The 12,859-nt window shown below is 45.3% G+C and carries 13 protein-coding genes; 6 read left to right on the top strand and 7 right to left on the bottom strand.

What is annotated here, in order from left to right:
- Window positions 1-3: 3 nt before the first annotated feature.
- The 4 genes from cas6e to cas3 form a co-directional block, all read right to left on the bottom strand.
- Entirely contained in the window at window positions 4-651 is a 648-nt protein-coding gene (cas6e, locus tag OA57_RS08380; protein WP_034616239.1) for a type I-E CRISPR-associated protein Cas6/Cse3/CasE, read from the bottom strand.
- Entirely contained in the window at window positions 644-1,162 is a 519-nt protein-coding gene (gene casB / locus OA57_RS08375; protein WP_034616238.1) for a type I-E CRISPR-associated protein Cse2/CasB, read from the bottom strand. Before casB ends, cas6e begins: the two co-directional genes overlap by 8 nt.
- Before the next feature lie 12 nt (window positions 1,163-1,174).
- The gene (casA, locus tag OA57_RS08370; protein ID WP_052122447.1) at window positions 1,175-2,698 is read right to left on the bottom strand and encodes a type I-E CRISPR-associated protein Cse1/CasA; all 1,524 of its coding nucleotides are present in this window, start codon (window positions 2,696-2,698) and stop codon (window positions 1,175-1,177) included.
- Between the two features lie 133 nt (window positions 2,699-2,831).
- Window positions 2,832-5,456, bottom strand: a complete 2,625-nt coding sequence (gene cas3, locus OA57_RS08365) for a CRISPR-associated helicase Cas3' (protein ID WP_052122446.1) — start codon at window positions 5,454-5,456, stop codon at window positions 2,832-2,834.
- 253 nt (window positions 5,457-5,709) lie between these two features.
- Here cas3 and rpsP point away from each other — a divergent pair, with 253 nt between their 5' ends.
- The 4 genes from rpsP to rplS are packed head-to-tail and all read left to right on the top strand — an operon-like array spanning window position 5,710 to window position 7,694.
- Window positions 5,710-5,958 (top strand): 30S ribosomal protein S16, encoded by a 249-nt coding sequence (gene rpsP / locus OA57_RS08360; protein WP_034616236.1) that lies wholly within the window; start codon window positions 5,710-5,712, stop codon window positions 5,956-5,958.
- A gap of 23 nt (window positions 5,959-5,981) precedes the next feature.
- Window positions 5,982-6,506, top strand: a complete 525-nt coding sequence (gene rimM / locus OA57_RS08355) for a ribosome maturation factor RimM (protein WP_034616234.1) — start codon at window positions 5,982-5,984, stop codon at window positions 6,504-6,506.
- Between the two features lie 54 nt (window positions 6,507-6,560).
- A complete protein-coding gene (trmD, locus tag OA57_RS08350; protein ID WP_034616232.1) occupies window positions 6,561-7,310 on the top strand; it encodes a tRNA (guanosine(37)-N1)-methyltransferase TrmD in 750 nt (249 codons plus the stop codon).
- A gap of 36 nt (window positions 7,311-7,346) precedes the next feature.
- Window positions 7,347-7,694 carry a 50S ribosomal protein L19 gene (gene rplS, locus OA57_RS08345; RefSeq protein ID WP_034616228.1) on the top strand — a complete coding sequence of 116 codons (348 nt, stop codon included), beginning with the start codon at window positions 7,347-7,349 and terminating at the stop codon, window positions 7,692-7,694.
- An 84-nt stretch (window positions 7,695-7,778) separates the two neighbouring features.
- On the opposite strand, the gene OA57_RS08340 is transcribed toward rplS, so the two are convergent.
- Window positions 7,779-8,069, bottom strand: a complete 291-nt coding sequence (locus tag OA57_RS08340; RefSeq protein WP_152596739.1) for a hypothetical protein — start codon at window positions 8,067-8,069, stop codon at window positions 7,779-7,781.
- 263 nt (window positions 8,070-8,332) lie between these two features.
- Window positions 8,333-9,424 carry an alpha/beta hydrolase gene (locus OA57_RS08335; protein ID WP_084589906.1) on the bottom strand — a complete coding sequence of 364 codons (1,092 nt, stop codon included), beginning with the start codon at window positions 9,422-9,424 and terminating at the stop codon, window positions 8,333-8,335.
- A gap of 170 nt (window positions 9,425-9,594) precedes the next feature.
- Between OA57_RS08335 and OA57_RS08330 the strand changes: the two genes are divergently transcribed.
- The gene (locus OA57_RS08330; RefSeq protein ID WP_034616219.1) at window positions 9,595-10,482 is read left to right on the top strand and encodes a LysR family transcriptional regulator; all 888 of its coding nucleotides are present in this window, start codon (window positions 9,595-9,597) and stop codon (window positions 10,480-10,482) included.
- Window positions 10,483-10,541: 59 nt separating this feature from the next.
- Here the strand turns inward: OA57_RS08330 and OA57_RS08325 are convergent, their stop codons facing one another.
- Window positions 10,542-11,405 (bottom strand): LysR family transcriptional regulator, encoded by an 864-nt coding sequence (locus OA57_RS08325; RefSeq protein WP_034616215.1) that lies wholly within the window; start codon window positions 11,403-11,405, stop codon window positions 10,542-10,544.
- 231 nt (window positions 11,406-11,636) lie between these two features.
- Here OA57_RS08325 and OA57_RS08320 point away from each other — a divergent pair, with 231 nt between their 5' ends.
- Window positions 11,637-12,734 carry an SMP-30/gluconolactonase/LRE family protein gene (locus tag OA57_RS08320; RefSeq protein ID WP_034616212.1) on the top strand — a complete coding sequence of 366 codons (1,098 nt, stop codon included), beginning with the start codon at window positions 11,637-11,639 and terminating at the stop codon, window positions 12,732-12,734.
- Window positions 12,735-12,859 lie beyond the last annotated feature (125 nt).

Here is a 12,859-nt window from a genome sequence, read left to right as displayed (position 1 = left end):
AAATCAAATAGAAAAAAAGGTATCGTTAATCGGAATAAGTTGTAATAAACCTAAGCCAAATGAGCGCCCGCGACCTATTCCCTGCTGAAAACCGTGTTGAAATTTTATTCTATCGGTTACACACAATACGCCTTGAAACGTCACGACATTTAATGTAACCGCTCTTTCGCCTTTGTCGAAACGCATCACGTTGTGTGCATTAATTTGTAAATGCTGCGGGTCGGCTTGAAACCCCCATTGCGCATTCTTTTGCAAAAACCAAAGAAAAATGGCCTCTTTATCTTTTAAAGGAGTCATCTTCTGGCTTTGATTATCCCTTTTTGCCACATTCATTTTAATTTCAAAACGGTATTGCTGATGCTGCAAAAAGCCATCGGGGATTTCGCATGTTTTCAAATCAAAACAATAATCTCGCACGCTATTTTGCGGATACTCACTGGACAGCAGAATGACCTGTTTAACGTATTCTTTACTCTGTAAATCAAATGCCGTACCTTTTTCGCAATATAAAAAACGGCGTTCCAAACCCGCATTTCCTTTATCAAATAAAGAATAAATAACCTTATGTAACGCATACGCATCTCGAATATTAAACCGCGTGATTTCTCTACGCCCTAATTTTAATACGCTGGCATACAATGCTTTATTCATTTCCGACCTCACTACGATAAAATGCCGTTGCCCAACGTGCTTTAACACTATCATTGAAATAAATTAAATTTTTTAATAATTCCGCATAATCCAATTGATCCGCTAAATTTTTAGCCCGAATCAAACTCAATAACCCGCGTAAAACATTGCTCGCTTCAACACTGTTTTGACACGCCAATAGACGTCTTAATCGCAATTTCGCCTGTTCTTCTTGATTCCCCGCCCCGTTTGTACCGTCATAACATTTAGCTAAAATCCGTCCGATACTTTGCGTGCCGTTTTGTTGTATTTTTCCATCTGCAATCGCAGCAGCAATATACGCGTATGGCAGGCGTTTATAATCATCGGTTAAATCAATAAAGCGCGCCAAAATTTCCCAACTGTAATATTCGGTATTCGGATTATCAGCCCGCTTCACTAATGCCGCAAAGCCCTTATCTTTTGCACAATTTTGTATGATGTATTGAATGAAACCATCCGTTTTCACCTTTGTACTGTCAGCATTTTGCATAACAATCTCCTGTTAACTGTTTTTTGCGAAATGTGGACGGCATTTTGCCCACGTTTCTAATTGTCTTGCCGTTTGATTGGCGGTGTATTGATCATAGATTTGATATGCATAACGGATAAAAGAGCGGTATAACATATTTAGCGGGACAGAATTGCTGTTTTCATCTTCTGTAATCAATTCACAAGCCTCAATCAACGCCTGTAAATTCTGTTCACACAACAGCCAAAACTGATTAGCAGCTAAAGTAGCTTGGGCTTTTCCGTCTAATTTTTGCTCACGATAAAATTGGGCAACGGTTGAATAAACCGTTTTCGCATATTTATCCAATTGCTGCATGGCGTTTTTCCATTGCTCAAACCAAGTTTGATTAAAATATTCCGTATCAAACCAAGCGGCTGATTCGACGAAATCGTCAGTTCCGGAAACATATTGTTCACCGGCGTTACTGCTTACCCGTAATCCGCCCGACCAGATGCCGATATTACTGAATTTTCGTTTTACCCGTCTCGCCGGTAAACTCAATTGCGGGCAGTTAAACGTTGCCGTTTCGATAAAACTCAAAAGAGCGGTCAGCTCTCGCCATGGGCGTTTTTCCGGATCAACCCACAGCACTTTTGCCTCTTTACCACTTAAATTAATCGCAACACTCGGATCGGCAACTTTTTCTTCTTTATAACCAAAATGCTGAATACCTTCGCTGTAATGCAAGCCATTTTCTGCCAATAAACAAAACCGCCCCATTGGAAGTAAGCGCCCGATGAAGCTTCGTTTCAGCGTTTGTGCAATCGAATCATTTTCCCCGTTTGGCATACGTTCCCAAGGCGGAGTACCCAACCCTTCGGCAAAAACGGTCATTTGTTGAATATCACTTGCCGTGAATAAGTTGCAATAAATCGTTTCAAGTATCGAGTTACCAAGATAAAACGTATGCAGCAACCCCATAAATCCTAATGCAGACCCGGCTTTGCCGGTGGAAGGCTTACCTTTATCATTCGATTTTCCCCGATAACCTGAACTTAAGACGATGCGGTTATCCGTTTTTTTCCCGCCCAATGCCAAACTGCATAACACTAAAATTAATAAGGCTTTATCTGCATTCGATAACGGTTTTTCCCGCTGGGTTTGGGTAAAAACCGTGGTATTGCCGGTGGCAATCTCCGGCAATACCGCACCAAAATCCTGTATAGCTGCGCCAGAGATTTCAGGCATTTGTAAAAAGGGGGAATCGCCATATAACTCAAATCGGTCGTACCATTTTTCCAAATAGGCGACACATCGTTGCCCCAATTCTTCGGGCGTAAGCGCGTTCCATTCGTCATCATCTTTGGGGGTATAAGCCGCCTGAGCAATTGCCAACAATAATTTGAACAAGGCGATTTTTTGCATGGCATTTCCGCCCAGTCTGCCTAAATAAGGTGCGCTAAAAACATCACGCAAGCCGACCAAACCGTGATCAGCTATCGGAATCCAGCGAGAATCAATTAAATTAAAACCTTCATGATTATGAAGAAGACTATCTGTTATTTTATTCAACATAGAAACACCTCGCCATGCTTTTTCATTTTAACGCCTCTACATTAGGCGATAATAATCATATATTATTAAACATATTAAAAATGTGATTAAGTTCAAATTTTAAGTAAAAATAATCACGATTTTTTGTAAAATTCTACTTTTGAACGTTTAATCCGATAGTTGGAGAATAAAAGAGCGGTTTTTGGCATTCTAAATGGAATAATGAGCACCCCGTTAGCGCACCGTCATCGGACACGATGGCAACCGTTAACAAAGATCGCTCTCCTTCCCTTTTCCCGCCAAGATAGCAATAATCCTTTAAAAAAGAGAGAGAATCCACGGTTTGTGCTTTGGGCGCATATTGGCTATTAATACTGACTTTATGTTGCATTAATTGTGCGGCATACTGCTTTTGTACTTTACGTGGCAATCGGCGCCCATTTAAAGGCAATGTTAAAACAGAGCCGTCCAACAAGGTCAGTTCTGTCGCTTTTTCCGTTTCAAGCATGCGCACATGACGTAACAGTAAAATATCTTGGCTATCCTGTTCACTGAAACGAGTTTGTACCTTATCGTCATCTTCTGCAAATCCTTGATTCATTTGTGCCGCTAACGCAAGTTGCTGCAACTGCTGACGCCCGCGAGATTTCGGAAAACCATAGGATTGGTTACCGTTCTCTAAATAATGTCGCCATTGGGCCAATTTGCCGCTTTCGCTGCGTTCAGCATAGGTCATTTCTAAAATCCGACGAATATCGTCGGGCAAGGTGATGTCGGTTAAATGCGCCCAAACCAGTAGACTACGACATAAAACATAGGGCGCATACACAAATGCCGAGGTTGAAAAGGCGTTGATGGGATCATCAATCGCATCTTGCAATGCCGGCATGATTAACCATGCTTCCGCTTTTGCCGATGGGACACGAGGTGTTCCCTCATGCCGCCATAATCGTCCTAAACGCTGCAATAACATATCACTTGGCGCAAAGTTTGAAACTAAGAAATCCGCATCAATATCAATGGATTGTTCTAAAACTTGCGTACCGATTAAAATTCGTCCCCGCAATAAGCGTGGGGCGGAGTCTCTATTTTCCCACCCCGCTTTACCATATAAATCAATCCATTCGCCTTCATTCTTTTCCCGATCTTGCGCCGTAAAACGAGAATGGAGCAAACCGCACTTTATCTCCATGCCGCTACAACGTGCGGCAATTATCTGATAGGTTTCCTGCGCTTCAGCAACACTATTTTCAACCCAGAGCACTTGCTGCCCCTTTTCTGCCCGAGATAATGCCTCCTCAAGAGCAGTTTGACGCGTGGCATTTTTCAGTAATATGGATTTGCCGGCCGGTGGGGCAACTGCAAGCGTTCGATAAGGGTGATCAGAATTGGACACACTGATTAAAGGATAAGGCTCCGGCGCTTCCTGTACCGGATATTTTGCCGGCTCAAGCCCCAATAATTCCAATCGACGCTGACGTGTTAACGTTGCACTTAAGATAATGACACTACAACCTAATTTACGTAATACCGAAATTAAACGCTGTACCAAAACGCCGGTATATAAATCATATGAATGGATTTCATCTAAAATAACGACTTTTCCAACCAAACCGAAAGCCCGCACAAAGCCATGTTTTACCCGCATTACCGATAATAAAATTTGATCGATCGTCCCCACACCAAACGGTGCCAACACCGCTCTTTTATGCTGATTAAACCAAGCACCGCCCGCTGCCGCATCTTCCCCCATTTCAAATTGTTGCAGCCATGCCGAACCATGTATCAACAACGCCTGCTGCAAATTCGCGGAATCCAAAATCTGCGCCAAAAATTCATTGCCGCGTTGATAGATTTTATTTGATGTTAATTGCGTCGGTAAGGCAAAATAAAATCCTGTTGCCGATCCGCTTTGTAACATTTTATATGCAGCATAGAGTGCAGCTTCGGTTTTACCCATTCCCATTGGTGCTTCCAATACATAAACGCCGGGCTGATTAACCTGTTCAAACAGCTGCTGCTGCGCCAAATGCGGCTCAAAACCAAAAATTGTTTCAAATGACAAATCAGGACGTACCGTTAAAGCTTGATAACCGGCGTGTAAAATTGCAGGTGCTATAAATTGCCGCCAATTTTGCTGGGGATCTTCAAATAATTCACCGGAACCAATCCAATCCGCCACGGTAATCAAGCCGGAAACCGCCAAAACCTGCTGTTCATTTACCAATATCGGAAAATCCGTTTGAAAATGGGTTTTCAATGCGTCAATTAAGGCAAGACGCTGAGCATGATATCCCTCACCGCCTAAGAATTCTGAATGTTGCGGGTCGGTAATTTCCACTTTGGCTAAATGTGGATAACGCCCGTGATGTTGCCCCGCAGCCACAGCGGATTTTTCATTAATTAGCGCTAATAAGGTTAAAAATGTAACGCCGCCATGCCCATTCCATTTCCTATCATCAATGTTCAAAACCAGACGGGAATCCATCGCCTTTTTTAATTTATTTTGAAAACGAACGGACACTTTGCCAATATCATGTACAGCAGCGAGCAATTCGGTTCCTGCCGGAAATAATTCTTTCCGTAAAGAAGCGGGAATTAATGCCAATAATTTTTTAGCCACTTCACCGACAATGACACAATGTTCAAAGACTCCCCGCCCCGGAATCGTCGTTCCATCGGATAAACGATAAGTTTTTGCTAAACAGTCTTGATAAATGACTGAAGGAATAACGGCTTGGTTTTGCCTATTCATTTTTTTCGCTTTAAACGCCGCCATGATTTGCCGCCTTTAATATTTAAAATATACGTCTCTGTTTTACCAAAAGAATATTTATCATTGCAAATAAAAATCGATTTAACTCGAATAAATTTTATTCACGGCATGAAAGCGGACAAGCGTACTAAAACTTGCAATTCTTCGAGAAAAGAGTAAAATCTGACGACTTTTTGTGGCCGTATGGCGATAAAAAGGACACTACACCCTCACCTCGAACGAGGGTTTTATTTTTACTATCATTTTAGAGGACGCTATGGTAACCATTCGTTTATCTCGTGGCGGTGCAAAAAAACGCCCATTTTATCAAGTAGTTGTTGCGGACAGCCGCAGCCCGCGTGACGGTCGTTTTATCGAGCGCATCGGTTTTTTCAATCCGCTTGCTGCCGGTAATGCAGAACGTTTACGTTTGGATTTAGAGCGTGTAAACGCCTGGATCGAAAAAGGTGCATCTTTATCCGAGCGCGTATCTGCGTTAGTTAAAGAAGCGCAAAAAGCAGCTTAATCAGCAAAAATCAGTAGGTGAATATGAGTACGCAAAACATCAGCACTGTCGGCAAGTTGGGATCAACTTACGGGATTCGCGGTTGGTTGCGAATTTATTCATCAACGGAAGAATCAGAAAGCATTTTCGATTATCAGCCTTGGTATCTGAATATCAAGGGACAATGGCAAGCCACCGAACTGGAAAGCTGGCGTTATCACAGTAACGATTTGATCGTTAAACTGAAAAATGTCGATGATCGCGACGTAGCACAAGCGCTGACCAATGTTGAAATCGGGGTAAGCGCCGACAATTTCCCTGAACTGGAAGAAGGCTATTACTGGCACGATCTGATCGGCTGCCAAGTCATCAACCTGCAAGGATACCAATTGGGCGAAGTGAGCGACATGATGGAAACCGGCTCGAACGACGTATTCGTGGTAAAAGCCAATCTTAACGATGCTTTCGGCAAACAAGAGCGGTTAATTCCGTATCTTGAACAAACAGTAGTTAAAAGAGTCGATCTCGCCACAAAGACTATTGAAGTGGATTGGGACGCTGGTTTCTAACCTCAGGAACGATGTGGGCGCTTTGGCGGTAACATTTTTAGCATAGGTAACAATATGTGGATTGGGATTATTAGTCTTTTCCCGGAAATGTTTAAAGCAATCACAGAATTCGGGGTTACGGGACGAGCCGTAAAACAAAACTTGCTGCAAGTGCGGTGCTGGAATCCTCGCGATTTTACGCACGATAAGCACAACACGGTGGACGACCGCCCTTATGGCGGCGGCCCGGGAATGCTGATGATGGTGCAACCATTGCGTGATGCAATCCTGACCGCAAAGGAAGCCGCAAAACAGGCAGCAGGTGACGAGGGGGTGAAAGTGATTTATCTTTCGCCTCAGGGACGCAAACTCGACCAACGCGGCGTACGGCAGTTATCACAAGATCAGAAACTGATTTTGGTCTGCGGACGCTACGAAGGTATCGATGAACGCCTAATCGAGGCGGAAATCGATGAAGAGTGGTCGGTCGGGGATTATGTCCTCACCGGCGGGGAATTGCCGGCAATGACGTTAATCGACGCCGTTGCCCGTTTTATTCCCGGGGTATTGGGCAAGCAAGCTTCCGCAGCAGAAGATTCTTTTGCCGACGGTTTGTTGGATTGTCCGCACTATACCCGTCCCGATGTGTTGGACGGAGTCGCCGTACCGCCGGTATTGCTGTCGGGCAACCATGCGGAAATACGCAAATGGCGTTTACAACAGTCATTGCACCGCACTTGGACCCGCCGGCCTGAGCTATTGGAGAGCCTAGCTCTGACTGACGAACAGAGAGTGCTGTTGGATAATATTAAACAGCAAAAGTAAAGATTCAGTTACATCTAGGAATAAAAGGTATTTATTATGAGTAACATTATTAAACAACTTGAAGAAGAACAATTGAAACAAGACGTACCTAGCTTCCGTCCCGGTGATACGCTGGAAGTGAAAGTATGGGTTGTCGAAGGTAGTAAAAAACGTTTGCAGGCGTTCGAAGGCGTGGTTATCGCAATTCGTAACCGCGGTCTGCATTCTGCATTTACCCTGCGTAAAGTCTCAAACGGTGTCGGTGTTGAGCGTACATTCCAAACGCACTCCCCGGTTATCGACAGCATCAGCGTGAAGCGTAAAGGTGCGGTACGTAAAGCGAAACTGTACTACTTGCGTGAGCGTAGTGGTAAGTCCGCACGTATCAAAGAGCGTTTGAACTAAGCCGCAAGGTGATTTATGCAAAGACAAAGGCTTCGGAATTCCGAAGCCTTTTTGTTTCCCAAGTTTCTGTTTTTAACGGGAAAACTACGCAAAATCCCGTCTCACCGCCGTCGTCTCGATAATCACCTGATCCGACCTGACCGCACTTTGAGGCTGGAACCGCAAGCGCAGCATGGCGATCAGCAATAACATGCCGAATAATAAAAACGACAAGAACCCGGCGACTAATAATACGGCTCCCGTAAAAATCATTATCGGCAACAATGCCATTTTCGCGATTACATTGTGTTGCCGCAACACCACCGACTGTTTGTGCCATAGATGACTTATTTTTTGTGTGAACTTTTTAAATAACCCTTTGATGTTTTTCATCATGCTTTCCTCTCTTTAATGACGGACTTTATTGCAACATAAAAAGATTAAATAATCCTTAAGCATAATAAGCATAAAGTGCGGTCAAATTGTCTTTTAATTCACCCTTCAGCCACAATCAGTGATAACGCGTTTACAGTAGATCATCGGTAAAAATTCAAACAAACATGCCGTTACCGCTTTCTCATCGGTAACGGCATGTTTTGTTGACTATTTTTCGTTTTAAGCAACGATTACATCATATCGAAGCTGTATAACGTTATCGTTTATTTCAAATTCGCTTTAAAGAACTGCTCGAATTTATCGAACGGAATCTTGCCGGTAGTGTTGTCGTATAAATCCGTATGGTAGGCATCGGGTACGATGTACAACTCTTTGTTTTTGCTGCCTAAGGCTTTAAATGCATCTTCGCTGAAATAACGGGAATGCGCTTTTTCGCCATGCACCACCAGTGCCGGAGTTTGTAGTTCAGCCGCATATTGCAAAATCGGCATATTGATTAACGCCAACGGTACCGTGTCTGCCCAAGAGCCGTCAGGGTTTGAATTGACCGCCCGCGGGTGGAAACCCCGTTTTGTGGTATAAAACTCTGAATAATCGGCAATAAATTTCGGGGTATCCGAGGTAATTTGTTCTGCACGAAGATTATTGGCCGGTGTTAAAGTCGCATAACCATTTTTTGAGCTTTCCCAACGGGAATTGTTGATTTGCGTTTTCATTTCACGGCGTCCTTCGGCATCAACGCTATCATTATAGCCTTTCGCCATCACACGGGTCATATCATACATAGTGCTGGTGGCCACCGCTTTAATGCGCGTATCCGATACGGCGGCGTTCAGCGCAAAGCCGCCCCAACCGCAAATTCCCAGAATACCAATTTTGTTGCGATCAACATTATCTAACGACCCCAGAAAATCGACTGCCGCACTAAAATCTTCGGTGTTAATATCGGGTGATGCCATATTGCGCGGCACACCGCTGCTTTCACCGGTATAAGACGGGTCAAATGCCAGGGTGACAAAACCGCGTTCCGCCATGGTTTGCGCATAAAGCCCGGACGACTGCTCTTTCACCGCCCCAAACGCACCGGCCACGGCAATCGCCGGCAATTTGCCGCCAGCTCCTTTCGGGCTATACAAATCCGCCGCCAAGGTGATGCCGTAACGGTTCTTGAAAATCACTTTGCGATGCTCGACTTTATCGCTTTTCGGAAAAATTTTATCCCATTCCTGTGTTAATTGAATGGTTTGCGCCGGCACCTCAATGACGGTTGCCGAGGATGTTGTATTCGCCATCACGTTACCTGCCACAACGGTTGAACCCAAGACCAATGCTGCTGTTAATGCTTTTAATTTCATCACGGTTTCCTCTTTTAAAATTCGATTCATTTCGACCGCACTTTGCCTTCGATGAGTTACATTATATTCGGTTACAAATAAGATGATAATATGCTAAAAAATACATATACTATTAACTTATAGTTATTAATAATCCCTTGTATAAAAAACAATGGCGGAATATTTTAAATATGCATAAACGTGAAAACTATAACGATCTCTATTCGTTTTTATTGGTAGCGCGGGAAAAAAATTTCAGCAAAGCCGCAGCCAAACTGGGCATATCATCACCGGCATTAAGCAAAGCCATTCGTTTGTTGGAACAGCGCCTCGGCTTACTGTTATTTCACCGCACGACCCGCAGCGTATCCTTAACCCAAGCGGGAGAACAGCTCTTCCGAACCGCCGAACAGAGCTTTAACAAGCTGGATAACGAACTAAATTTACTTGAACATTACCGCCACTCCCCGTCCGGCTTGGTGCGAATCAACTGCGCTTTACAACCGATTAATACGATTTTAATTCCCAAACTGGCTCACTTTGCCGAACAATACCCCGATATTCGTTTGGAAATGATCAGCGAAAACCGTTTTGTGGACATTGTTGCCGACGGCTTTGATGCCGGTATTCGGTTAGGTGCTGACGTAGCGGAGGATATGATTGCCGTCAAAATCAGTGATGTGTTGAAAATGGCGGTGGTCGCCACGCCGAGCTATTTTGAACAACACGGCTTTCCACGAACGATAGAGGCGCTAGCCAAGCATAATTGCATCGCTTATCGATTGAGTGACGGCGGTGTGTTTACATGGGAATTCAATCAAAACGGCAAAACCATCAAAATCAAACCGCAGGGACAATGGATTTTTAATGATGATTACACCACCTTAACCGCCGCCAAAAAGGGGCTGGGCATTGCTTATCTGCCGGAAAGCTTAGTGGCATTCGAGCTGGGGAACGGTCAACTTATCCGCATTTTTATCGAACAAAGCCAGACATTGCCGGCATTGTATCTTTATTACCCCCACCGCAATGCTTCCCTTGCATTAAGAGCGGTAATTGATGCCTTGCGAATAAGATAACCCGCCAAGTGCGGTCAATGACCGCATCGGGTTATCACTCAATCTTACTACCGCCATGCTTAACCGACACTTGCCAAACAAAACCCCAAAAACGCTTGAATCAAACTTGAGGCGTGGCGGTGGGCGGGGTAGAGCAGGTGCACGGGGTGGCTGGGTTGCGGGTGGTCGGGCAGCACTTCCACCAGGCCGGCGTCGCGGATGAGGCGTTCGGCGATGTAATCGGGCAATTGGCCAATCACCAGCCCTTTTTGGGTGATGTGTGCGAGGGCGTAGCTGTCGTTGGCGCCGAAACGGCACGGCAGGGTAACGCTTTGCCCGCCCAACTGCCACTGCATGGTTTTCTGGCCGTTGGTCGCCCAGCCGGCGCAGGGGAAATGCGCCAAATCCGCCGGTTCGCGCGGCTCGCCCAACCGTGCCAACAGCGCAGGGGTGGCCACCAGTTTGGCGCGCAGCGGCATCAGCTCGCGGGCGATTACGCTGTCGGTATGCAAATCGCCGACCCGAAACGCCACGTCGATGCCGTCTTCCACCAAATCCAACACCCGATCGGTCACCAGGCAATGCACCTCAACTTGCGGATGCTGCTGCTGAAACGCGCTCACCCAATCCCACACCGGCTCGAAACCGGACGGGGTCGAAATCCGCAGCTTGCCGCTCAATTGCTGCTGTGTATCGCCCAACGCCCGCTCTGCCTGCAACAGATTATCTACGCTCAAATACACGTCTTCATACAGCTTTTGCCCGAGCATGGTCGGCTTCACGCCGGTTTTAAAGCGGTCGAACAGCTGTGTATTCAGCGATTTTTCCAAGGCTTTTAATTGCCGGCTGATGGTGGCAATCGGCACATCAAGCTGCTGGCTGGCTTTAGACAAACTGCCTGCTTGCACCACGGCGACAAATAAGCGTATTGCATTTAAATCCATCATCACACCTGTGGGTTGACTTGCACAAGAAAGTGTTGAAGAAGATGTTGAGAGGAAATCATACCTCTCGCAGACGTTATTACGATGCAAAAATATAAGCTGAATTTATAGATTTTGCCGATATTTTTGTTTTCCGAAAATGAAAACGATATTTTCATTTTTCACCATTCATCAATCATTTTTGAAATCTTATAATATCCTTTTCTTTCTAACAAACACAAGGTTATTTTGATGAAACTCACTGTTAAACACACGATGGCCGCCCTCATACTGAGTGCGGCCTTAATGAATACTGCCTGTAACTCGATAGCCGACACCATGCATAACAACAACCCCAAACAAACCCATGATTTAACAAAAGCCGCATCGGTCACAGCATTACATTACATCAACGGCATACAAAGCCCGGAAGATTTAGTTGCCGTTCCCGATTCGAAATGGATCATTGCCAGCGGCATGGCGCCCAAAAGCGGTTTGCATCTGATTGACAGCCAAAACAAAACCGCACAAAAATGGATTGCACCAAAAGCCTCATCGCCGTCAGCGTTATACCCCGATAGCGAACCACAGCCGCAGCCCGATAAACTTCAGGCGCACGGCATCAGTTTGCGTGAAATCGGCGGCGGCAAGGCACATCTTTATGTGGTTAATCATTATGGTGCAGACAGTTCCGCCCCCACCCGTGAAACCATTGAAATTTTTGAAGTTGATATCAACGCCGACAAACCGACGCTAGCTTGGCTCGGCAATGTGCGCTTGCCAAACGGCTTGGCCGGCAACAGCGTTGTGGCAGGGGCAGACGGCGCTATTTACACAACGGTCATGACTCATCCGGCGCACACGCTGGAGGATATGTTCGGCGGAAAGCCCACCGGAGCGGTTTATCGCTGGACACCCCAAACCCGCCGCTTTGAAAAATTACAAGGCACAGAGTTGAACGGCAATAACGGCATCGAGCTTTCTCAAGACGGAAAATATATTTATGTTGCGCATATGCAAGGGGTAAGCCAATTCACCACTGCCAACCCGGCTAAGCGTGTGGCCACAAACACCTTAAATTATGGCTTGGCAGACAATTTGCACTGGCACGGCAATGTCTTAATCACCGCCGGCTCTATGCTGCAAGACTGTCATCAAGGCATTCGCCCCGACTGCTTGAAAGATTTTCATATTACCCAAATCAACCCTGAAAATCTCACCCTCAAGCCGGTGATGAAAGGCCGCTATACTACTGAATTTAGTGGGGTTTCTACCGTATTGCCGGTGGGCAACACGTATTGGCTCGGCTCTTTTTATCGAAATAAAGCCGCTTATTTTACAGTAAAGTAAAACAGGCAGCTGCTTAAAGCATATTCCATGTTCAAGCGGTCAATCGTGCACCCCCGTTGCCATTTTGACCGCTTACTTGGCTTTATATTTCCAAAAATGAAAACCAACTTTCCATTTTCCAGCAT

This window comes from Chelonobacter oris (genome assembly GCF_000772535.1).
GTDB lineage: Bacteria > Pseudomonadota > Gammaproteobacteria > Enterobacterales > Pasteurellaceae > Chelonobacter > Chelonobacter oris.
The sequence above is the reverse complement of the archived record's forward strand: the minus strand, read 5'-3'. Positions and strand labels throughout refer to the sequence as shown.